Genomic DNA, 22,609 nt, shown 5'->3' with positions numbered 1-22,609 from the left:
TTCATTTGTCGCGCTTAGCTGCCGCCCGCATCGCTCTATAGGCGGTGCTCGATAGCTCGAAATCTTCCGGCAGTCCCCACTTAGCGCGATACACTTCAGGGGACATGCCGTGTTCGTGCTTGAGATGACGTCGCAGAAGACTGAGTTTCACTCCGCATTCCAGACAAGTGAGGTGCCCAGAGTTGCTCTGTGGCTCGTTTGCCCGATAGGTGTTATTTTCCGAGCTTCTGGCTGTTGGCAGGCAAACCTCGAATTGGGTCCCGTCGCCGAGCTGACTAGATAGAGATATAGTGCCGCCTAATAGCTCCACCTCACGCTTCACGATGTTCATTCCCAGCCCGGTTCCGCCACCTTCACGAGCGGTTCGGGGATCATGTCCTTCGAATTCTTCAAATAGCTTACGTTGAAGATTAGAGCCAATACCTGCACCGGTATCGCTTATGCGAATGATTACAAAGGCGTCTGGTGATGTCTCTTCTACCGTTATACGGACTTCGCCTACCGCAGTGAATTTGATCGCATTAGAAACAAGACGATCTATCACACTGGTGAGAATGGCAGCATCGAATAAGAAGGTTAGAGTGTTTATAGCCGCGTTACTGAATGCTAAGTTTAAGCCCTTGGACTGCGCAGTCCCCTCATGTTTTGCGACAATATTATTGATCACCTCAATAAGATCAACGGTCTCTGCCTCTATAGTAGCGGTGACCGTATCCAACTCAGCAATGCGAACCAAGTCATCTGTGAGGGCGCGCAGGCGCACCGTATTCCGTTCAATCACCTCTACCAGGCCGCGCGTTTTTGTATCTGTCGAAATAGCGCTGAGGAGGTGTGCGGCTCCCGAGATAGCGCTTAGAGGTGTCCGGACTTCATGGTTTGCATGCGACAAGAAGCTGCTTCGAGTGAGCGCTGCTCGCTCAGCAAGAAGCTTAGCTCTCGCACGATCCCTGACGGCAGAGGCCAACTGGAACTGATCATCCGCGATGGAAGCCAGATGCATCAGTATTTCAACATCTTGATTGGCCCATTCTCGAGGGCGTATATCCATGCAGCATAGTGCACCCACCGGTTCACCGCGCTCGCCGTGAAACGGAACACCAAGATAGCTGACGACCCCAAAGGCTTCTATCGCAGGATTATGCATATGAAATGGGTCGGCCCGAGCATCGGGTAAAGATAACGGTGCTCCGCTATCCCGCACATACTTGCAGAAAGAGTGGCTTAGCGGTGTTGCACGATTCTGGCGCAGCTCATCCGGGACACCTACTGCCGACTTTAGTAGCTGGAGATCAGCTGTATCGTCGATGACTGTGAGCAATGAAACCGGTGTGCTTAGGAGGCGCGAAGCCAGATGGGTGATTTTATCGAACCGGATGTCGAAATCAGACAGAGGTATGCCGAACTCTGACAGAGCTAAATGATCGTAATTCATGAGGGGGCTTTCGGACAGAAGAGCATTCGCTCAAACGCTCTGACACGCATGCAAATGCAAGTAATCGGGATGTAGGAAGGCACCCGAAATTGCGCAATACCCGACTTCCGCCTCGTCGACTTTCAGATTCGAAGAAGCAATAAAATGCCTACATATATCCGATCTCTGGGCGGATTTCGGCCTAACAGAGAGGTCAGCGGTACTTCACGAAAAACTCTGAATTAGGGGTAGGGTGTTCACACTATTTTGGAAGCTTGAAGAAGTTGTTCTTCTCTCGCTTCTTGTAGGTCATTGCAAGCCTAGCGCGCACATTGGAGAACACCTATTCAAGCAAGAATACGTCGCTGTCCGACGCTATGAAAGTTGCATAAAGGCTGTGGGAGCTTAGTTTTACTATATCTACAAAAGGAGCCCTTGGTGAGACAGAACGAGTTTGAAGAAAAAGTTCATGAGCTGGAGAAAGCAATGGTCGAGCGGCGTGCTGAACTTGGACGGACAAAAACTTCAGAAGCTGAAGAGCAAAAGTTTTTGAGCATCCAGAAAAGGACTGAAGCCCTCTTGGATGACGCAAAGCGGGCGACCGGTGAAGAAAAGAAGCAGGATGTTATCCACCGAGCAAATGAAATTCTTATCGAGCTAAGGCAGCATCCCTTAGCGTGAACTATCAACTATAGTTCTGCCTTCGCAGTGAGGCTCTGCTTAGGTTGCGCGGCGATGAAGTGCACACTACGCGTTGACACCCCACCGCATCATGCACTTAGCCTATCTGTGCCGATCCAGGCGCCAGCAAGAAGCAGTTGTTTCATACCTCCCGGACCCCTTCGAAGACAGCCATTGAGGATGAGGCTGACCATGGCCAAGCAGCGCGGTAAGGGGTAAGTTATCTTTCTGGACCCCCTTATTGAAGTAAATTCATCGTACAGGGCAGATGGGAAGCGTGATGAGAAACTCAGCCCCCGGCCCACCACAGGCCTCGATTGATAGCTCACCGCCCATTCTTCGGATCGCCTGGCGGGAAATAGTGAGCCCGAGGCCGATACCCTGCTGCTCCCTTGTGTCAGATGTGTCTTGCTGCCAGAAAGGCTGAAATATCTTCTCCTGAAGATTATCGGGAATGCCGGGGCCTGAATCTTTTACACGGATGCTTAATTGGCTTGTATCCCTCGCGATTATAACCCGAACCTCAGTATCCTCAGGAGAAAATTTAGCAGCATTTGAGAGCAGGTGCCTAAGCGCTTTATCCAACAGAACCGGATCGCATTTCCAAAAGATCTCGCTTTCCTGTAGGATCATGCGGGCTGAACTTTTATGCTGATCCATGACGGGTTGGCTCTTCAGCAGCGCCTCTCTTAAAATTTCGATAATATTTGTTTCAGTCAAGTTGAGAGATAAAGCTCCGCCTGACACTTGTTCGAAGTCGAGTAGATCTTCCAACGCTTTGCGCAACCGGTCACCGCCGCGTTTGGCAATTTTTACAAGCTGCTGCACTTTTTCTATTGGACCATTGGGACAAACGACGTCAAGCATATCCAGCGCCCCTACGACTGCCGTCACGGGCGTGCGTAATTCATGAGCAATGATGGACATGAACTCGTTCCTGAGGAAATCCAACTTCCGAGCCTCAGTTATGTCTAAGACCTGAGTTATGTAGTGCAGAGGTTGGCCATCATCGCTCCGCACAAGAACCACGCAGAGATGCCCCCAAACGATCTCTCCATCGGGGCGCACATACCTTTTATCGAGTTCGAAAGCGTCAATTTCACCATTTAAAAGTTTTTGGACTTTCAAAAGGCAACTTTTTAGATCGTCCTCATGCGTTATGGACTGGAAATCTGTGCTTCTCAGTTCTTCTTCTGAATAGCCAAGGAAGGCAGTCATTGCTGCATTTGTCGCCAGCCACTGACCCTCCAATGAAACCAAGGCTGTTCCGATGGGGGCATTGTTCATCAGAGACCTAAATTGCTCTTCGCTACCTTGCAGCGCTATCTCGGCGCGTTTTCGGTCTGTAATATCGCGTTGTGTCCCGACCAAGTTGAGAGCATTCCCCTGAACATCCCACTCAGTTGCTTCGGCATCTGTACGCATCCAGAGCCAGTCCGACCCATCACGTGAACGCAGCCGATATTCTACTGCCACCCGGGGGGCTTGGCCATTTACGTAGTCAGCCAATGCGCGTTCGATAAGCACTTCGTCGTCAGGGTGGATTCTCTTTCGCCATTCTGTTTGAAAGTCGACGCCGTCGGATAGGTCGACATCCATAAGATCACGCCAAGTTGCTGAGACATTCGAGGTGTCTGCAACCAGATCGAGCTCAAACACGGCTATCCGAGCGGCTGCCAACGCAGTTTCCATAGTTTCGATCGCTATGGCATGCGTTCCCATATTTACCGAAGCATCTCGACCTTTAAGCTGGTCGGCCGGACAACTTGCAGGAGAGGCGCTGTGCGTATGTTTTTTCATAGGTACACCTTCCTCGGACAAGTGCATTTTTTAGCGATGCGAGCCATTGCTACTTAACCATCCTCCTAGCGTGGAGGAAAGAATCCGACGGATACTCAATGTTGTTAAATATTTGTCGGGAAAATGGCTTTGGTGAGGAAGGGGGCAGGTCAATTGAAAATGACAAAGAAAGCTTATCTAGCAATGATATGTAAATCTCAGCGCATAGGGATATCTCTGTTATGATCGTTAGTGATGCATGCGGCGTTCTCGTCGTAGAAGCTGATCCATTTTTGCGCCTCGCGGCCATGGGCCTTGTGGAGGATGCGGGCCTCTCGGGATACGCTGCTGCACATTCGGCCAAAGCGTGCACAGTTCTCACTTCGAATAATGACATAGGCATCATGTTCACAAATATTGAGATGCCTGGCTCACTAAACGGTTTAGAGCTGTCAAAGATTGTGCGCCGCAGATGGCCCCACATTGCGATCATTGTCGCATCCGGAGCCTCAAATGTGGCGGCAAACAGTCTTCCTACCGGCACGACATTTATTGCGAAACCCTATCTGCCCGAGACTGTTATAGCTTTTTTGAAAGAGGCCGCTTCATCTGATCGTTGGGATGCTGCGCAGCTAGATCCCCCAAACCACGCGTGATCTAGCTCGCACCCGGAGAGCAGGCATGCACTCCACTTTATATGACCATCTGGAACTTGGCTGGCTCCAGCCGATTCAACGCACAGCGGTTCTGGCGAGAATAAATTTGAGGTGGTTGCAGTTTGCATCGCGGGTGCCCAATTAACTTCAGGAATGAGGGAGGCTAACTGATGCAATGTCCGATCGATGGAACCCAGCTGGTGATTACAGATCGCTCCGGTGTAGAAATTGACTATTGCCCTCAATGTCGTGGGGTTTGGTTAGACCGAGGCGAACTGGACAAGATCATTGAACGGTCGGATCCCGAACCTGCCCCCCGTGAGGTCGCCTCCCTGCGCAGTTCGGGACAAGATCGCGACCACGGCAAGCCTTATAAAAAGAAGCGTCGCGAAGGCTTTTTGAGCGAGCTTTTTGACTTTTGAAAGTCCTGATAGGCTTAGGTGGTACTTCTTGAAAAATCATGCGTTTCCGACGAGCTGCCTTGGCGTGCTTCTGACTGTCGCTTCTCTCTTTGGCACTTCCGCGATCGGGCAGGAACCGGAGCAGGAGAAGCAATTGCGCATGCTCGGCAGATGTTTCGGTTGTACCTTCGAGCAGATGGACCTCACAGGTCGGAAGTTGACCGGGATAGACCTGACCGAAGCTCAATTAAGGGACGTGGACTTCTCGGAAGCAGGCCTCAATCTATCGTTGTTTGACCAAGCAACCCTCGAGAATATCTCGTTTGACTCTGCCGATCTGACGGGCGCCAGTTTCACCGGTGCCAAGCTCATCAATGTGTCATTCGAGAACGCGGTTCTCAAAGCCGCCGTCTTCGAAGACGCCATTCTCATCGACACCGACCTTGACGATGGGATCTACTGCAACACGCAGGTGCCGGATGAGACCATGGTGAGCACCGAATGCGATTGATCGGCCACCTAATAGGTTTGGTTTAAGTACCCCCCTAATTCTACCAAAATAGTGTCCCATCCGCTCCCTCCAAAAGGACAACTGGCGGATGATCAAAAGGATAGACCAAATGCTTGCGCTCCATTCGATCCCGAATGCGTTTACCAAAGGCGAATGTGAGGTGATCCTTAAGACTCTCTTCGAGGCGCCAACAGATGAGGCTCGCCTCGTCGGCCGAAAGAAAGACCACAGCCATCGCAATTCAGAGCTCGTTTGGATTGATGAAGTGGCTGGCATGGAATGGATCATGGAGCGCCTGATTAACCTCGTTCGGCAGGCCAACAAGGATGAGTTCGAATTCGATCTGCGCGAGTTTGCCGAAAGCCCCCAAGTAGCGATCTACAAGGCATCAGTCGGGGGACATTTTTCATGGCACTCTGATATTGGCAGCAGTCCAACTGCCGGAAGGCGGAAGCTGACCTTGGTGTTACAACTGAGCAATCCTGAAACTTACGAGGGGGGAAATCTGGAGATTATGCCTGGCGCCAAAATCCTCATCGCCGAACGCGCGCAGGGGTGCGTCAGTATCTTCCCCAGCTTTACGCTTCATCAGGTAACGGCGGTCACAAGCGGCACTCGGTATTCAATGACTGTGTGGGCACATGGCCCTCCATTCCGATGACCATGAAGCCGCCCTGTATGCCTACTGTGGTCATCTTGTAGGCGCCCTGTAGGCCAACGGTGGTCATTCTGTAGCCCCCTGTAGGCATTATGCTGAGGAAGGGCTGATTTCCCGAGGGCTTATACCGATCAGCATAAACGGGTTGGCGAAATGCAGGTAGCTGCGCATCAGGAAAAAAGTCATTCTGAAATGCGCAGCTAACCCTCAGTCCGCTCCCAGATACCCTGGGTACTCTCCGGACTCTAAATAGTTAAAACTCTAGGTTTCCATCGGTTATATACGCATAGCATCGGGCGCAGTGCCGCTCTCGACCTGACTACGGAACCAATTTGGCTGTCGGCCCTTACCTGTCCAAGTCTGCTTCTTATCGTCTGGATTAGCATACATTGGTTTGGATGGATTCTTAACCTTAGCTCGCTTTTTCGCAGGAGCTGAGGGTTGCGTTTCAGAAATTTCCCCCAGGGAGAATCCAAACTCTGCGGCCGCCTTTTTAGCAGCCTTTCTTGCCTCTCTCTGATCTCGGGCTCGAGCAGCCTCCAATGCTTTTTTCACATCAGACAAAAGCCTTTCGAGCTCTTTTCGCGACATTGCTTTCAGATCATTTTTCGTATGCATATCAACCTCTATTCCAGATATGCGTCCATATATGTATTACTACACATCAACGTCGACCCTCTAAGAACACGGGGGCTTAGTATTTTTGTTCCCCAGCAAAACACCTAAGACATCTGGTGTTGAACTCTGCCGAGCCCTGTCCAGCGACCTCTTTTAATGAGTTTAGCACCGGGCATGAGGCGATTACACCCATAGGGGTCGTAGCTATAATTGCGGTTATAAGTAAGAAAGGCTGACATATTATGGCTAAAACACCAGGTTAATAGTGAGCCTCGAGCTGAAGCCCATACAACACTATGGTGCCGTTTAGAGCCTCCATGAGATGATACGCCTTCGAGCCCGCGTTTGCCGCCAAAGGCTTCTATGAATCGGCCAGTAAATGACGGTCAGTGTGTTAAAACGAACCAGAGTCCAAGCGACCATAACACCACCATAGCCATGCCGAACGCCATTCGCTCCCGCACTTGCCCGCTGTCTGCCCTACGCTCACGTATCTTACGTTTTGGGGCTGTATTGTTATGCTCATCGGAGGCCATTGCGCGAAGATAGACGCTGTAGAATGAACGGCAAGGTACTTAATGTAAAAATGAGACAGCTTTGCCGTCTTAGCTGTCGAACAGATAGGTGACCATTTCATAGGCTGCGATAATCCAGAGCACCGCCACCGTTAACGCGCCAGCCCAATGGGAAAATTTCCAATTCTCCGTCATGCGGGCCAACAAGCTTCTATCCCTATCGTTGCTGGGTGCCATACGATATCCCCCCAAAAACTCTACTGGGCACGAAAGTACCAGAAGACTTACAGCGTTGTGAACCTCTGGGGGAGTGTCTTTAAAATAGATTAATTTCCGTAAAAATTTCTTGTGGATAAAACTAGTCCCGGGGTTATCAAACCCCTCTTGGCAGCAGCACCTCTTCCAGCCAAGCAACAGCTTCACGCGAAAGGTTCTGGCTGGACTGTCTAAAACGAGGGCGCAGTTCGATGACAACCAAAGAGTCGCTTTCTTCTAGCTGACTGGTTAGCCAATCGCGAAATGCATCAAGTCCGAGATTCATCTCTAGCCCACATAGACAATCTCCTAGGGGCACTGCACCAAGGGCATCCATGAACTCGTCGAGGTCTGTCCTAGTCTGCTCTGCTGCTGTGGAATAAGAAATCAAATATGCTGGCACGACGAACCTCTTCTTGTTCTGCGAAAGTCTCCAGAGTTCCAACCTCAGCTATAAACAGAACGTTCCATAACAAACTAGCCTTTCCTCACCCAACAACGTCTCTTCCTCTTGCCCGAAACGGAACCACTATAAGCGCAGATCGTTTTGCTAGCACTTGTTGCAACGAAAGGAGCAAACGACATGCCATTGACGACACAACTGACGACTACCACTGCGCTCGTCGTGTCTCTGGTCGCGGCACCGCTGTATGCCCAGGATTCGAATAGCGACACATCAAGCGCCCAAACCGAAGTAACAAAAACCGAGGATAGGGAAACCAGCAAGACATCGAAAGAAAGCGCCGCCACGAATGATACAAGTTCTGCGGAGGCTGAAAGTGGTCTGCTGGTCGTGCGCGTGGGAGATGAGGACATTAGCCGCTCGGACGTTTCCGGAGCGATCTCTGCACTTCCTCCTCAACTTCGGCAACAACCGCCAGAACTTCTGGTGCCCATGGCGGTCAACCAGCTCATCGCTAAAGAGCTCATCTATAAGGCCGCTTTGGCGGATAAACTGAATGAAGATTCAGAAGTCGTTGCGCTTGTTGAGGAAGCTCGTTCTGCAAATGAAAAGGATGCAATGATCCAAGTCTGGCTTCAGCGGGAACTAGGCGATCGCGTCACTGACGAGTCTGTCGAAGCGAAGTATGAAGAGATCAAAGCCAACAGCGACCAAGAGATACCACCTCTTGAATCTGTGCGAGCTCAGATTGAACAGCAGTTGCGTCAAGAAGCCTTCTCTGACGTGGAAGAGGATCTCCGTAAAGACGTCGAGATCGTCTACTATGGCCCCGACGGAAAGCCACAAACTGCCAGTTCGAACTAAACCCGCACGGTCAATGATCGTTAGATTAATTATGCTTCCCGGCATGCAAAGCCGGGAAGCATTTTTGGCCTTCGTCGGAGCGCCGAATGAAGCGAACAACGAGTTCCGCCTGCTCCAAGTAATTAACATCTATAGTCATAGATGTTCCCCATTTCCCATCCTTAGCTTGGACAGACCGCTCTTCACATATCGATGGATGGGAAACGACGATTTCTCGACGATACCTTCAATGAGCGGCTGTAACGGACGCTGAAATATGAACCAACCCCGCATTCAGCCCTTAGTGGCAAGCCGCAAGCCGCAAGCTGTGAGCCTTGAGCGGAGAGAGAGAAGAAGCCGACTCGGGTCAGAAGATGGAACGAGTAGCCCCCCTGTGGCCCAACTGTAGCCGTCTTGTAGGCTTTCCGTGGTTATTCTGTAGGCGCCCTGTAGCAACGTCAGTGAGCGCACCTTTTTCTTCCGTCATTTTTTACCCTCCCAAGTTCAACGCTGCTTGCTATGGTCCGTTCCCGGATTTTCACCCCTTCGAAATCTCGGAGTTTATATTGCACCGGATAGGTTCATGCTTCTTGGCAGGGAGGAGAAATCCTCCGCAGGACATTCATAGAACAAAGCTCATATGTTTTTGTCCAAAATTGAAGAGGACGGTTTTTGCGCCCGGGGGGCCAGATTGCGGTCAGTCTGGTGGCAGCAAGATAGCTTTCAAGCACCCTAGACCACCGATGGGCTACGGGATGACCACCTTGGGCCACACAGCGACCACTGATGGGCCACAAGCGGGCTACCGATGGGCCAGCAAAAATTCACCAAACCGATTATATTCGTGAATATAATTGCTGACATGGTGCTGCCTTATTTAGTGTAGCTGTGGTCACTTGTACCATAAGATACTGATAAAACTAAGTAATACTGAGTTTTATCGATCACTGGGCCCTAAAATGAGGTCGAAAAAGACCCCCGTAGTGACCAGGCTATAAATAAGACTTTTAAAACAAACGCTTACATCAAGTGTGCGTAAGCAAGATTTCGAATGTCCGAGTAGTTCCATATCTGGCCTCAGTTGCTGGTTAGGCCCTTTTCAGGCCAACCTCACACCTTCCTTGGCAACTTCATAAGCCAGCACATCCCAGGATGATGTGCCCCTCCAGTAATTATATCCGTGGCTATAATTTGAGAACTATGGTGTGAGGGCATCAACTGCTTCCGCTTTACTCAAGCCGTCGCGGATGTCTCTGGAGCGGCACTAAGTGTTGGAATGGCCGAGACATCAACTTCGCGGGAAGCATGCCAAGCATCATAGGCCCCCTGCATCCTAATCCAGAATAAGGGCGCGGTACCGAACAGCTTTCCAACGCGCACCGCGACCTCAGGGCTTACAGGTTTACGTTCTGCCAGCAGGTCATGAAGGTGCTGCCGAGAAACCCCAAGCATTCGAGCAATTTCAGCTTTCGATTTCCCGGTCGCGGGAATTACATCCTCGCGGAGTAACGCTCCGGGGTGCGTGGGGCAACGGTTGGGGTCGCGGCTCATGCTCGCCTCCTAATGGTATTGTTCATAGTCCAGCACATAGGCGTCGCCATCTCGGAACTCGAAAGTGATGCACCACGGACCGTTTACATGGACCGTGTAGCGGGTTGGATTATGACCTCGTAACGCATGAAAATCGAAGCCAGGAAGGTTCAGGTCTTCAGGCGCAGTGGCGGCGTCGAGCACGTCTAGTCGCCGCAGAATCCTGCTGTGCATGCGCTTGTCAATTTTTGACTTGCTCGTTTCCCATAGCGCCCTCAGCTGCTTATTAGCGAAGGACTTAATCATACCCTTGTGTAAGCTGATAGGCGACACATGTAAAGTGATGACTTACACTTAGTTTAGGCAAATCTAGGGAACCTCTCACATTATATTTATGAATATATTCCTACTAACCCCAACCGTCTCCAAGAGCACACTTGTCATAAGTGTCTGACTAGAAAAGGTTTTATTTCACTTGGTCACTACTTGAGCCGTTTTCTTGTCTGAGGTTTGCCTAAATTTAGTAGGAAGATCATATTTAACTATTACATATCAATCACTTATACCGTATGTGACCAGAACTACACCAAATGTGGCAATCCAACTTGCCAGTAGCTGGCTTGGTTCACCTTTAAAGGTAATGTCGAACAGCCTCGAACGCCATTTATGGTCAAGATGGCGGATTGCCCACCCGCTCTAAGGCACCCCAGTAGGGGCGTCTGCCTCATGGTTGGTGATCATCTGGTAGGTAAAGCCGATGGGTCTTCGCCCGATCATATTAGAGTTTAAGAGGCCGCCCAGTAGTCACTGTGTGGTTCTCCTGTAGGCCGTCTGTAGTCGCCCGGTGGTTCTTTAGTGGTCGTTTTATGTTCAACAGCATGCAAGGTGGCGAGCAAAATGAGAAGCTGTGTTAAATATGGGTTAATATATGGGTTACGCCTATTTTGGAGAACAAATTATTGCTTTAGACCAACACCTTACCGTTTACCCCGGTGTGTGATAACACGTTATAAAGTGTGTGATAACACGAAACCTAGTGTGTGATAACACGTTTTAATAAGGCTGGGTGTGTGATAGCACGAATGCACTTGACATGGTGTGTGATAACACGATTTTAGAGGCATGGTGGGTAATAACACGAAACACAGGTCTCCTCTTCTTCCGGACCGTATGCAGCAGGGCGATTTCTTTGTCTGCGACATCTTTGATGCTGCGCCAAAAGGCGATCTAGCATCGATGGAACACCCTGTTTTTTCCATTTCTACTAAACCGGACAAAAATATTCGGCGGTATGCGAACGGTGATATTTTTGTCGAAGTGGTCCCCTCTGTAAAAGGTCTGGCAACCGTTTATGATCGTGACATTTTAATTTTCTGCATTTCTCAGGTGATTTCGGCTCTGAATGATGGTCGAGCGGTTAGCCAGACGGTTCGTTTTAAGGCCTTTGATCTGCTGACATCTACTAACAGAGGTACGGATGGTCGGGGATACGAGCAGCTTAGGGCTGCGTTTGAACGGCTCTCAGGGACACGAATATCAACAAATATTACGACCGGCGATACCGAGGTTCTGGATGGCTTTGGGTTGATTGATAGGTATCGGATTGTCCGTGAAACCCGGGACGGTCGGATGCAGGAAATCGAGGTGAAGCTGTCGGACTGGGTTTTCAATGCGATCAATGCCCGTGAAGTGCTTACCTTGAGCCGAAATTATTTCCGACTTCGGAAGCCGCTCGAGCGGCGGCTTTACGAGATTGGGCGTAAGCATTGTGGATACAAAAAACGTTGGGCAATCGGGCTTACTAAGCTTAAGGAAAAATGTGGCTCATACTCGACTGATAAGGAGTTCAAACGCCTTATATCAAAGGTAGTGGACGAAGATGTCTCCCATGATCACATTCCGGACTATAGCCTCCGTTTAGAGGGCTCTCAGGCTGTGTTTTACTCGCGGGGCACCGTTTCTATGTCACAAGAAGATATCTTTGAGGGGCAGCTAGAGGCTGACGCTTATGATGCGGCAAGGAAAGCTGCCCCCGGCTGGGATACGCGGCATCTCGAACAGGAGTGGCGTCGCTGGTGCGGCAAAGAGGAAATTGAACCAAAGCATCCGACCAAACACTACATCAAGTTCTGCGAGAGTTGGTTCGAAAAGCGAGGACGTCCTTAATAGGATACCGCCTCTCCTTTATAAACATCAGCGGGATAAAACAGGTTAGATTTGCCATGGGTTCGTTTCCTAATCCTTCTACAAAGCAGAGCCCTCTGGAACGGTTAAACGCTGCTGATGTACAATTGCGCAACGAAGCGGGAGATTATAACTGTGCCTTAACGGATGCTTTCACAATCCAGTATTATCTGGCCATCGCCCGGATTTCTTATGGCCTTTCGCCTACCAGTTACTGGTACTATGATGGCCCCGACGTTCTTCCATTTGAGATCTACTCACGCTGTAGGGAAGGTCACTTTACCATCGCGAACATTCAAGGATTTACTGATCTCCCAAAGACTACCTGCGTGGCTCAGCGCAAGGAGCATTGCCGAGGAAATCGAATGCCCGCTATTACTGGAGTATTGGAGGAACTTGCTAGAGCCGAAGGGCTATCGGTTGAGTTTGAGAGCGTAAAGAACGAACACCTTTCGAAGTTCCTAGCCACACAAGGTTATAAGAGTACCCTAGATTTGGAAATACATCTGCCTGCTGGCCTACCCATGGAGCTGCTTCCAGGCCCAAGTATGATTTGGCGGGCGCCTCCTAGGATTTGAGCCGTCATGATAGGTAATCTCGTAGGGTAGTAGATTCCGAGATCTGGAATTTTATTAGATTCCCGGCCTGAAAACCCGCTTCTGTAGCTTTCAGGGGGTATTCCCGATCTATCCGACCCGATTTGTAAGCCTCCTGGTGCCCGCGCTGTAGAATACTTTCACTACAATCCGACCAGATTGATGAGAGGATTCCGTATCCTTCGATATTTGGGCCCCCGACTTCGTAGAGATCAGGCTTTGTCGTTCCCGGGTTCTCAGGTTCTATATTATGGTTTCCCCTGATGGCACCGGTTTGACCGGGCTGCTCAACGTGCTTGATGGAGACCTCAATTGGGGCCTTCGAAGCGGTTTCAGAGAGGGCGTCAGGCAAGTATTTCTTGAAAGTGTTCCTGCTCATCCCGAGTTCTCTGGCGAGCTTTGAGATGACGATCTGTTCACCAGCAGCCTGCACCTCCGCGACAGCTTTGAGGACAGCATCACGCTTCTTGTCTGCGTTCTGTTTGGCAGCGTACCGGCCGCCAATGGCCTGGCGCTCATCGAGCTCCATGCTGTCTCTGATGAGACCTTCGCGATGGCAGGCGCCACGATCTTTATTTTTACCGGAGCCGGTGTAGTAGTTCCATGTCCAGCTGGAGATCGATTTTGCTATGTCATGGATCTCGTCTGCTGGGAGCAGGTCGTGGGAAAAATTGGTCTCATTGTATCGAACACATTGCTGGAGCACATAGCGATAGAGGTGCTGTTCGCAGGTCGCGCGCTGTTTGTATGCGTAGGCGAGGTATTTGACGTTAGTGAAGAGATTGCAGTTTTTGCCGCGAGACGCGTATTCCTCATCGAAAGAGGCGCCAATCGTTCTCTCCAAGTATGACTGATCGGAGCCCTTGTTGTCTGAGTGGGCTGCGTGAGTTGCGCGTCTGATGCCATCAGCAGATCTGAACGATGTTGGCTTGGCTTTAACTGGAGGCGTGTATGCGATCTGTGCAGGATGGAGAGGAGCTTTCTCGGCCGCAGTAATAGCCTCATCTAGTTCCTCGAGCGTCCACGTGCGGTCATCGCCCTCGACCACATCCCAAAATAGATCATCGTAGTTGTAATGGCGCAGTTTGGCTGGATTCTTGGTTGTGACTGGGTTCACAGCCTCGACATATGCGATGGTACCGACCAATTTTGCCAGGCGCCGGGCAATCAGTTTGTACTCTCGCGCCCGCTCGTAGTCATCCATCCAGACTGGTGTGTGCAGCCAATAGATCATGTGAGGACGGTGGATAGAATTATCGAGCGAAGCGGGTGGCCATTCCGCGACAGGCCCAAACTGAGGCACATCGCGACTGGCTCCAGTGAAAGTTTTCGGCAACGGCATGCCAATTTCAACCATGTCCGATGGCCGGACATCTGAATCGACATCGAGAATGATCGCGATACGGCGCTCTGGCGCGGGCCCTTTTTTCGTCATGAAGGGCGGGTGCAGATCGACATAGTGCGCATCCAAATAGTCGAACAACGGAAGCTTGTTTGGGATTAGTTTCTTGTCTTCGTTCGCACACCGGCTCCATTTCGGCATGTACCGCAGATGCAGGTAATCAGTGACCTGAAGCGGCAGTAGCATGGCGATGTTCATCTCCGCGCCTATTGAGTAGCGGAACTTCTTTTCCCACCTGATCTGCTGCTCGCGAGATGCCCCCCGAACTGGCTTAGTTACCGACGATGTGGATGTTGAGAACTGGCTATGATCTAGGTGGGCCATCCACGGCCAGCCTTCTGGCCGACCGTCATCGCTCTTTCATGAGCACGCGCACGTGGTGAAGGCAAAATTGCCTCAAAGAAAAAATGTGACGCAAATTCTTTTTCGAAATTGGACTGCATTCTATAACCTCTCTGATTGCATTCCCAGTGGTATGGCGGCCATTGCGATGCCTAGGGTAATGCTGGCGCGAAATTGCGCCCATTATTGATATTGGGCACAGTATCGAATTGTGGTTAAAGCGCGGTTAATGTTGTCCGTATATTGGCGGTGATTTGTCGATTTTCATGTTAGATCAGTTGCATATGGAAAGTGTGCAACCTAAATTTCAGTTAAGCGCTGCCTTCCCTGCGCTAGATGGCTCACCATGCAGCGCACCTCGCTGTATGGCGGGTTTTCGCGGCCAAATCGTATGGGCCCGTCGGTCGTAAGACTGGCGGGTTTCATATTTTTCCTGACGCTTTCGACGAAGTCCTCAAGAAGGGTCTGATGCCGGACGGGCGGAATCCTACGCCAAGGCTGTCCCTAAGGAAGCAGCCAGCGTCCAGCTCACTTTTTTTGTAAACCGAGAATATCAGCGCCAGAAGCGTCTTATATACTTGGTAAGATGAAAGTCTCAGAAGCGACCCCTATCCGTACACCGGCTGTTCCCTGCGCCCCACATGAACTGGCACAGTGCAGATCTTTCAGATTTTAGCTGCAAGTGTGCCAAAGCCCGGTTCGGGGAACCGTTCAACGAACGGACGTTATAGGAACGGGATGCCCTTTCACTTGACGAACGTCGAACAGGACCTCATGAAGTTCTAATGGATATGATCGAAGATTTCCTGAACATTAAGTATGAGGGTGAGCGCTTTTCGAGCGGTCGTCTTCCTCTTGACGTTCTTGCCGATCTTCAAGCTCTAGAAGATATTCTGACTACCTTTGCGCGCGAGATCTGGCTTAATGAGAACGGTCGGGAACGAATGCCTAACGGTTATACGGACTGGTTCAGGATGTCCCTAACTGGTGTGGGTGATGGAAGTGCGCTGCCGAAGCTTGAGCTGACTGTTGTTGAAGACAGTCAACAAAGTATGATCCTCGACGACACTAAATTTTTTCTCATGAAAAAGGCTGAGGAGCAATTTGCAGCAGTGCTAAAGTCTGCAAACGATGGCTCTGATATCGTACTAAGTCCTACCCAGATTAGAAACTTTAATAGGTTTCTCACGAATTTAAAGCCTGGAGAGCTGTTTAAGTATAACCCTGATAAGGGGGATGACTTCAGTGACATACAAAAGGTTGTGTCATTGGATGTCGAGCGACGTAAACGCTTTTTGACGAGCGTAACAACCACTTACGAACAGCGTATTCAGGGTCGTGCAAGGTTAAAAAGCGTTGATGAAAGAGGAGCTCTGAAGTTTTCGAGCGCAGAGCTTCGAGAGTTCCCCATTTTTGACGATAGTAGAGAGCCTACTGAGTATGGCGCGAATATCGGCGCATACTACGAGTTTGATCTAACGGTTGAGCGCCGCCATGATGACAGCATTCAATCGGTCATCACGATCCATGATCTGTCACCTCTCGAAGATCCAGCTATTACAGCAATCGATGAAATGGCCATTTTGCAGGATGGTTGGCTAGACGGTTATGGGAAGGAAATCTCTTTGGCTACGCGGGAAAATGCCAAAAAATTCCTAGTGTCCAGTAATAGGTTTCCTGCGTTCTATGCAGTAGCTCCTATGGAGGATGGGAGCATTCTCCTTGAGTATGACAGAGATGGGTGGGATTATGGCATCGAGTTCAAATCTGACGGCACGTATTGTGTATTTGGGATCGATCTGAGCAGTGAAGCAGAATTTTCCGACACTTTTAGTTCAGGCGATTTCAAGCGGTTCCTTTCAAAGGTAAAAGGGACGCTGGGTCAATAATGAAGGATTTTTTGTTTCGTCAGGTACACCCAACTCATTTTAAAAATGGATTAAGCAGCGGCGCTTTTCGTCCGACGCCAAATGATGGAGACATGCTCTCCGTGGACTGTGGAAATATGACCACTCCGGAAGCTTCTTATAATCTCCACCTTACAAAAACAAAGTTACTAGCTGATGGCAGCCGTGTTCCTCTCGAAACAGCGGGCGCTTGGGCTGTCACGCGAGAATTATGCGCTTCTAATGGCCTTCCAGTAAGTGCAGATCCAGTAAGTGGATCTGCACTTCAACCAGACAATGCCGCGCATCATCTTGTGGATTTTTCGGGTATAGCGGGTAACCCGCCAAAAAAGAATAATACTGTAGCGAAGCGGTTAAAACAACGCGCACTCGAAATCGGTTGTCTATGGCCTGTCGGGGACTGAAAACTTTTTCTGATTGGCCGGTTCAAGAAGTCTTCTCTATACAATCCCCCGGCTCTGCCAAAGAAATTTCCCTTTTTAGCATCGCTGAAAAACGCCCTCTTTTTAGCTGTCGTACGTTTGTGGACATCCGAACATGACGCTGCATCAGTATCTATAGGCTCATTTTCCTCTTGCGCCGCAGGGTGCACCGACGGCGCCTCAGACCTTAGCGCAGGATACTGCCGGTCCGGCAGACCTCAAGAGGCTGGCCGTTTCTTACAGTGCGAGGGCAGCAGCCTTGGCGACGGTCTACAAGGGTTTGTTGCGCCAATTCACGAGCGCGGAGACAATCTCTCCGAAAAGAGAACCTTTTTCTCGATATAGTTTAAGGGGACGGAACATTTGAACGCCGCCGTGTCTTCTTGGACGCCCCTGGGTGTCACTTGTCGCGGTTCACATTGTCTTTTTTCGAGCGATCTGGGTTATCCCTAGCATACTCCCGACCTCCGATTTTGACGATGTGTGCATCAGAGTGTTCGCCTCTCTTAATTTCGGCGACGATGTTGCGACGAGGTACGTTTTTCCTGCTACCGACATCGTAATGTTCATTTCTTCCGCCTAGACCATCGCCCCTGCCCTTAATCTTAGTCATCGTGTTGTCCTCCCCCAAAACTATCAGGAAACAGGCAAGGACCGGGTGGGCAACAGTTTCTCACCTAGCTTGCACAGATTCAGTCATCACTTTACCATATATTGTAGCATAAGTATCTATGTGTCCTTCATCGTGTTTGCAGGCCGCACCTTGCTACGTGGTCCGTTGTCAATCTCGGAAGGGTTTGAATTACTGCGCTATCGCTCATCGAACCGGTCATTTATTGCCAGTTTAAAACCCCTATAATGATTGAATTCTGCCAATATAGATATCGTGTACCTCTGAGCCATGCAGACTTATCTCGAAAAGCGTCAGCCTGCGAAGAACGTTTCCAGGTTTTACCGTATAGCCGTTCTGCGAAACCTATTTGGCGAATGGACGCTCTGTCGTGAATGGGGTCGGATAGGGCATGGCGGCCAGGTTCGGATGGATTGGTTCGTAGATGAAGAACAGGCTGTCGCAGCTCTGATAGCACTGGAAACCTCTAAGCGTCAGCGCGGCTATTGGGTGGAGCCTCAGCAGCTGGCGATGTTTGAGCTAACCAGTTGAGTTCCTGCTCCCTAATCAAGATGTGGATCGCATAACGTCTCGAGTAAGGGCTGATGCGACCAGCACGCTTAAAGCCAAGGCTTGTCGTCATCCGTAAGAAACAGCATCGTACAGCCGACCGATAGCGGCAAGAAAGACCATTATTTAATGAATTTGTTTAACCGTAAGACCCTGAAGCGCCACATTAAACCCGACCCAATCCCTTCAGACCATCTGGCTGCACTGGAAGCCTGGGCGGAGCTGATCAGCTCGCGCCGGATTGAGCGCCTTAAGGAAACCGCCTTACATGGGCAGTTTGCCTCCAATATCGTTGAGGGAGTGCTGGGCTACCATGGCCCGGCTGGCGGGGCCGAGTACAACGTATCAGCTGAACACAATATTCTGCGTGGCAGCGTTGATCTGGCGCTTGGCCGCTTTGGCGGCAAGACACCTGACATCGTTGCTCCGTTCGAGTTGAAGGGCGCGGATACCCGCGATCTCGATGCTATCATGCCGGGCCGGAACAAGAGCCCCGTTCAGCAGGCGTGGGAGTACGCCATGAATGCGCGAGGTGTGAAATGGGTCCTGGTCTCGAACATGATCGAGCTGCGCCTCTACGGTTTTGGTGAGGGTACCTCAGCCTATGAGGTTTTCCGCCTCGACCAGCTAACAGATCCGACAGAATACGCGCGCTTCATGCTGCTCCTGTCGGCGGAAAATCTGCTGTCTGGCCGCACAGCTGATCTGCTGAAAGAAAGTCGCCGCGAAGACAAAGACATCACCGACAGCCTGTATCAGGACTACAAGGACCTACGCCTCAAGCTCCTGAGTGCCGTTCAGAAGGCCGACAACACGATCCCGCCCCTCGATGCGATCGCCCTTGCACAGAAAATCCTCGATCGGGTGCTGTTCGTAGCCTTTGCCGAAGACACCGGCCTTCTACCGGGCAATACGCTGGAAAACGCCTTCATCGCGCGTGATCCTTACAACCCACGCCCCATTTGGGATAATTTCAAGGGCCTGTTCCGCGCGATCGACGAGGGCAACGCCGAGCTGAAAATCCCGAGATATAATGGGGGTCTGTTCCGCGAAGATGCAGTGATTGATGGGCTGACGATACCCGATGACATCTGCGAGGGGTTCAAGACTCTCGGCGGGTATGACTTCGCCTCCGAAGTCTCGGTTACGGTCTTGGGCCACATCTTTGAACAGTCCATCGCGGACGTGGAGCGCCTGCAAGCGATCGCTCGCGGTGAAAAGGAGGAACCCGAGAAAACTACTGGCACGAGCGGACGGCGCAAACGTGACGGTGTGGTTTATACCCCTGATTATATCGCGCGCTTCATCGTTGCCGAAACCCTCGGCACGCATCTGCGGGAAATCTTCAAAGACACCTTGCGTGTTCACGCCAAGAAGGGCGCGGATGTCGACGACTACGAGAATATTCCATGGCGAAGGAAAACGGCCGAGCTGGAAGCCTGGCAAGGCTATCGCGAGCACCTGAAATCCTTGCGCATTGTTGATCCAGCCTGTGGCTCCGGTGTGTTCTTGATCATGGCTTTCGACTTCATGAAGGCCGAACTGACGCGCGTGAACGACAAGATCAAAAACCTGCTGCCCAAGGCCGAACACTTCGGCGATCTGCTCGACTATGTGCCCGACAGCGAAATTCTCACTGATAATCTCTTCGGCGTGGACGTAAACGAGGAAAGCATTGAGATCACCAAGCTGTCGCTCTGGATCAAAACCGCCCGACGCGGCAAGGTTCTGGACAGCCTATCGGGTAGCATCCGTGTCGGAGATAGCCTGATCGAGGACAACAACTTCGCCTATCTTGATCACGCTTTTACCTGGGAAACCGCCTTCCCCGGCGTCTTTGCCGAAGGCGGCTTCGACGTAGTACTGGGCAACCCACCCTATGTGCGGATGGAATTCCTGAAGCTGCTGAAACCCTATCTGGAAAAGCGGTATGAGGTCGTCTCCGACAGGGCGGATCTCTACTGCTATTTCTATGAACGCGGCCTCCGCCTGTTGAAGCCGGGCGGGCGCTTGGGTTACATTTCCTCGAACACCTTCTTCAAGACCGGATCAGGCAAGCCCCTGCGCGAATATCTACTGAAGGAAGCCACCATAGAAAGCGTGGTCGATTTTGGCGACCTACAAGTCTTTGAAGGCGTAAATACGACCCCCGCCATCTTGACCATGAAACGCGGGTTAGCCTCTAAGGACCACGAATTAAGGTTCTGGCAACTGGATGCCCTGCCAGAGGCAAACTTTCAGGCCACTTGGGAAGCTGCCGCCGGGCCGTATCCACAAGCTGCCCTTGGGGCCGGATCATGGGAGCTGGAAAACACCGCACTGCGCACCCTGCGTGACAAGATCAGGACCGACAAGAAGACCCTGAAAGACGTTTACGGATCACCGCTCTACGGTATCAAGACCGGCCTGAACGCGGCCTTCGTGATCGACAGCGCCACCAAAGAGCGGCTCTGCGCCCAGGACCCCCGAAGCGTGGAGCTGCTGAAGCCCCTTCTCAAGGGGGGTGATCTAGCACGTTGGCATATCCAGCCTGAAGGTTGGTGGATAATCTACATTCCAAAGGGTATGATTGATATTGGTGACTATCCAGCCATCCGAGATTGGCTGCTTCCCTTCCGCGAAGCGTTAGAAGCTCGCGCCACAAAACAAGCATGGTTTGAGCTTCAACAAGATCAGCTAGGCTATGTTGCGGGGTTCGAAGAAGAAGGAATATGTTTTCCAGATATGTCTCAAGGGCCAAAGTTTTCGATGGCTCCTGCCGGTTATCTGTATGAAACGACTACCTTCAAGATCAATGCCGACTTCACGCTTCTTGCCCTTCTGAATAGTAGGCTTTTCTGGTTTTGCCTAAGAGGGGAAGCCAATGCCCTACGGGGTGGAGAGTGGCGACTTCGCCTAAAGCGGCAATATATCGAACCTCTGCCTATTCCTCAGTCCAATGACAATTCGCAGGCAGAATTAGCTCAGGGGGCGAAGAAGATCAGCGGGCTAGCGAAGGAACGCCTAGCCCTGCAAACTGCCCTCACGCGCCGCATCCCTGACCTCTGCCCGCCAGGACGCGAACCCAAGCTGACCAACAAGCTCAAGGAATGGTGGGCCCTGCCCGACTTCGCCGCCTTCCGCGCCGAGGTTAAGAAGGTCTTCAAAACTGACATCCCGCTGGCCGATCGCTCCGACTGGGAAGACTGGATCAACCGCGACCGCGCCGAGATCGCCCGCCTAACCGCCGAAATCGCCCAGGCCGAAGCCAAGATCGACAGCATCGTCTACGAACTGTTCGATCTGACTGAAGACGAAATCGCGCTGCTGGAAAGCGTGGTTTGACGTGACAGATCAGAAAATGAAGCCCGCCATCCTAAATTTGTATCTGGACGATTCCGGCACACGTCACCCAAGCCGGAAGCCTGGGAAAAGGCCTGCGCATGGCTATGACTGGTTTGCCCTTGGCGGTGTCCTGGTCCGTGAAGAGGACGAAGAGGAGGCTCGCCGTCTACACGCAGCCTTTGTCGAAAAATGGGGTATCACCGCCCCTTTGCACTCGTCTGAAATCCGGTCCCAGAATGAAGGTTTCCTATGGCTTCGGGGTAAGTCGAAAGACGAACAAGGCGCGTTCTATGAAGACCTATACTGCCTCATGCGCGATGCGCCGGTAATCGGTATTGCCTGTGTCATTGATCGTCCAGGCTACAACGCCCGGTATGCGGCTCAATACCTCGAAAACCGCTGGATGCTGTGCAAGACGGCTTTCTCTGTCGTTGTCGAGCGGGCTGCAAAGTTTGCAATCGGCCAGGGCCAGCGGCTTCGGGTGATGCCGGAGAAGTGCAATAAGACGGAAGACACGGCTTTGAAGACGTATTACGCTGAGTTGCGAACTGATGGCCTGCCCTTCGATACCATGAGTTCTGGAAAGTATGCACCGCTCACCACGGAACAACTTAAGACCACGCTTTACGATCTACGGTTCAAGGCCAAATCATCACCCATGGCCCAGCTGGCAGACCTTTACCTTTGGCCCGTTTGTATGGGTGGCTACAACGCTGGAAACAGGCCATATCGCCGCCTTCGGGATGATGGGAAACTGATCGAATGCATTCTGGACGATGCCGATCACGCGACTCTGGCGACAAAATACAGCTGCTTTGAAAGCGTTGATCGGAAAGCATAAACCCCGCCACAAGGGGCGGGGTATGGCGACCGCACAGGCGATCTCGTAGGCTATGCCTATCACAGCATGTAACGCATGTTTTTTAAGAAACCAATAAATTTTCCATTAAGCACCGTTTTTTGTGCTGGAAAATATCCAAGGCTTAGATGC

20 protein-coding genes are annotated in these 22,609 nt (G+C 51.2%); 12 read left to right on the top strand and 8 right to left on the bottom strand.

From position 1 onward, the window contains the following. Position 1: 1 nt before the first annotated feature. Positions 2-1,432, bottom strand: coding sequence for an ATP-binding protein (locus tag ACGYK4_RS16985; protein WP_394457504.1), 1,431 nt, complete (start codon positions 1,430-1,432; stop codon positions 2-4). 417 nt (positions 1,433-1,849) lie between these two features. On the opposite strand from ACGYK4_RS16985, the gene ACGYK4_RS16980 reads away from it, so the two are divergent. After that, positions 1,850-2,092, top strand: a complete 243-nt coding sequence (locus tag ACGYK4_RS16980; RefSeq protein WP_394457503.1) for a hypothetical protein — start codon at positions 1,850-1,852, stop codon at positions 2,090-2,092. A gap of 252 nt (positions 2,093-2,344) precedes the next feature. Here ACGYK4_RS16980 and ACGYK4_RS16975 read toward each other — a convergent pair whose 3' ends face one another. Beyond that, complete coding sequence (locus ACGYK4_RS16975; protein WP_394457502.1) at positions 2,345-3,892, bottom strand: PAS domain S-box protein; 1,548 nt, start codon at positions 3,890-3,892, stop codon at positions 2,345-2,347. Between the two features lie 221 nt (positions 3,893-4,113). Between ACGYK4_RS16975 and ACGYK4_RS16970 the strand changes: the two genes are divergently transcribed. The 4 genes from ACGYK4_RS16970 to ACGYK4_RS16955 all read left to right on the top strand — a co-directional run bounded on the left by ACGYK4_RS16970 (position 4,114) and on the right by ACGYK4_RS16955 (position 6,100). Continuing rightward, on the top strand, positions 4,114-4,527 hold the full coding sequence (locus ACGYK4_RS16970; RefSeq protein WP_394457501.1) for a response regulator: 414 nt from the start codon (positions 4,114-4,116) through the stop codon (positions 4,525-4,527). Positions 4,528-4,697: 170 nt separating this feature from the next. Then, entirely contained in the window at positions 4,698-4,949 is a 252-nt protein-coding gene (locus ACGYK4_RS16965; RefSeq protein WP_394457500.1) for a zf-TFIIB domain-containing protein, read from the top strand. 28 nt (positions 4,950-4,977) lie between these two features. Next, positions 4,978-5,439 carry a pentapeptide repeat-containing protein gene (locus tag ACGYK4_RS16960; protein WP_394457499.1) on the top strand — a complete coding sequence of 154 codons (462 nt, stop codon included), beginning with the start codon at positions 4,978-4,980 and terminating at the stop codon, positions 5,437-5,439. A gap of 109 nt (positions 5,440-5,548) precedes the next feature. After that, entirely contained in the window at positions 5,549-6,100 is a 552-nt protein-coding gene (locus tag ACGYK4_RS16955; RefSeq protein WP_394457498.1) for a 2OG-Fe(II) oxygenase, read from the top strand. Positions 6,101-6,373: 273 nt separating this feature from the next. Here ACGYK4_RS16955 and ACGYK4_RS16950 read toward each other — a convergent pair whose 3' ends face one another. Continuing rightward, a complete protein-coding gene (locus ACGYK4_RS16950) occupies positions 6,374-6,715 on the bottom strand; it encodes an H-NS family nucleoid-associated regulatory protein (protein WP_394457497.1) in 342 nt (113 codons plus the stop codon). An 888-nt stretch (positions 6,716-7,603) separates the two neighbouring features. Continuing rightward, entirely contained in the window at positions 7,604-7,771 is a 168-nt protein-coding gene (locus ACGYK4_RS16945; protein WP_394457496.1) for a hypothetical protein, read from the bottom strand. Positions 7,772-8,068: 297 nt separating this feature from the next. Here ACGYK4_RS16945 and ACGYK4_RS16940 point away from each other — a divergent pair, with 297 nt between their 5' ends. Continuing rightward, the gene (locus ACGYK4_RS16940; protein WP_394457495.1) at positions 8,069-8,752 is read left to right on the top strand and encodes a hypothetical protein; all 684 of its coding nucleotides are present in this window, start codon (positions 8,069-8,071) and stop codon (positions 8,750-8,752) included. Between the two features lie 1,212 nt (positions 8,753-9,964). On the opposite strand, the gene ACGYK4_RS16935 is transcribed toward ACGYK4_RS16940, so the two are convergent. Both ACGYK4_RS16935 and ACGYK4_RS16930 read right to left on the bottom strand, forming a co-directional pair. Then, positions 9,965-10,282: a HigA family addiction module antitoxin gene (locus tag ACGYK4_RS16935; RefSeq protein WP_394457494.1), complete on the bottom strand. Its 318-nt coding sequence runs from the start codon at positions 10,280-10,282 to the stop codon at positions 9,965-9,967. 9 nt (positions 10,283-10,291) lie between these two features. Then, positions 10,292-10,567, bottom strand: coding sequence for a type II toxin-antitoxin system RelE/ParE family toxin (locus ACGYK4_RS16930; protein WP_136720591.1), 276 nt, complete (start codon positions 10,565-10,567; stop codon positions 10,292-10,294). 864 nt (positions 10,568-11,431) lie between these two features. Here ACGYK4_RS16930 and ACGYK4_RS16925 point away from each other — a divergent pair. Next, on the top strand, positions 11,432-12,427 hold the full coding sequence (locus tag ACGYK4_RS16925) for a replication initiator protein A (RefSeq protein WP_394457493.1): 996 nt from the start codon (positions 11,432-11,434) through the stop codon (positions 12,425-12,427). 600 nt (positions 12,428-13,027) lie between these two features. On the opposite strand, the gene ACGYK4_RS16920 is transcribed toward ACGYK4_RS16925, so the two are convergent. Continuing rightward, positions 13,028-14,641 (bottom strand): primase C-terminal domain-containing protein, encoded by a 1,614-nt coding sequence (locus ACGYK4_RS16920; RefSeq protein WP_394457492.1) that lies wholly within the window; start codon positions 14,639-14,641, stop codon positions 13,028-13,030. A 929-nt stretch (positions 14,642-15,570) separates the two neighbouring features. Here ACGYK4_RS16920 and ACGYK4_RS16915 point away from each other — a divergent pair. Further along, complete coding sequence (locus tag ACGYK4_RS16915; protein ID WP_394457491.1) at positions 15,571-16,674, top strand: hypothetical protein; 1,104 nt, start codon at positions 15,571-15,573, stop codon at positions 16,672-16,674. After that, complete coding sequence (locus ACGYK4_RS16910; RefSeq protein ID WP_394457490.1) at positions 16,674-17,096, top strand: hypothetical protein; 423 nt, start codon at positions 16,674-16,676, stop codon at positions 17,094-17,096. Before ACGYK4_RS16915 ends, ACGYK4_RS16910 begins: the two co-directional genes overlap by 1 nt. Positions 17,097-17,514: 418 nt before the next feature. Here ACGYK4_RS16910 and ACGYK4_RS16905 read toward each other — a convergent pair whose 3' ends face one another. Then, positions 17,515-17,727 carry a DUF3892 domain-containing protein gene (locus ACGYK4_RS16905; RefSeq protein ID WP_394457489.1) on the bottom strand — a complete coding sequence of 71 codons (213 nt, stop codon included), beginning with the start codon at positions 17,725-17,727 and terminating at the stop codon, positions 17,515-17,517. Between the two features lie 288 nt (positions 17,728-18,015). Between ACGYK4_RS16905 and ACGYK4_RS16900 the strand changes: the two genes are divergently transcribed. The 3 genes from ACGYK4_RS16900 to ACGYK4_RS16890 all read left to right on the top strand — a co-directional run bounded on the left by ACGYK4_RS16900 (position 18,016) and on the right by ACGYK4_RS16890 (position 22,459). After that, complete coding sequence (locus tag ACGYK4_RS16900; RefSeq protein WP_394457488.1) at positions 18,016-18,276, top strand: WGR domain-containing protein; 261 nt, start codon at positions 18,016-18,018, stop codon at positions 18,274-18,276. Positions 18,277-18,423: 147 nt separating this feature from the next. Further along, a complete protein-coding gene (locus ACGYK4_RS16895) occupies positions 18,424-21,618 on the top strand; it encodes an Eco57I restriction-modification methylase domain-containing protein (RefSeq protein ID WP_394457487.1) in 3,195 nt (1,064 codons plus the stop codon). Between the two features lies 1 nt (position 21,619). Beyond that, complete coding sequence (locus ACGYK4_RS16890) at positions 21,620-22,459, top strand: DUF3800 domain-containing protein (RefSeq protein ID WP_394457486.1); 840 nt, start codon at positions 21,620-21,622, stop codon at positions 22,457-22,459. The last annotated feature ends 150 nt before the right edge of the window (positions 22,460-22,609 follow it).

This window comes from Sulfitobacter sp. 1A13368 (assembly GCF_043557275.1).
GTDB lineage: Bacteria > Pseudomonadota > Alphaproteobacteria > Rhodobacterales > Rhodobacteraceae > Sulfitobacter > Sulfitobacter faviae.
Note: the sequence above shows the minus strand (reverse complement) of the source record. Positions and strands in the feature narration are given on the sequence as shown.